A 320-nucleotide genomic window follows, 5' to 3' on the forward strand; every position below is an offset into this window, starting at 1 on the left:
TCGAATGTGATGACGATTGCTCTTCAAAAATTGAGTGTAGCGACGATTGTAAATGCCCAAGAACAAGATGTACTCGTGTGAAACATTGTACATTTGTTACAAAATGTACTCACGTTAAAAAGTGGACATTTGTTACGAAATGTACTCGTGTACGCGTTCAAAAATGGACGTTCGTTACGAAAGTAACACGTAGAAAAGAATGCGTTTTAGTTACAAAATGTGTACGTTTTGAAAAGAAATTTTACTGGACTAAACGATGTTACTGTAAAAAATGCGAATTCTTCCCTCACGGACACGGCGGCTCTTGCGATGATTCATGT

At 37.5% G+C, this 320-nt stretch carries 1 pseudogene; it reads left to right on the top strand.

What is annotated here, in order from left to right:
* Positions 1-320, top strand: a pseudogene (exsB, locus tag MR167_RS32065) (exosporium protein ExsB); the annotation flags it as partial.

Source organism: Bacillus cereus group sp. BfR-BA-01355, assembly GCF_022663675.1.
GTDB lineage: Bacteria > Bacillota > Bacilli > Bacillales > Bacillaceae_G > Bacillus_A > Bacillus_A thuringiensis_S.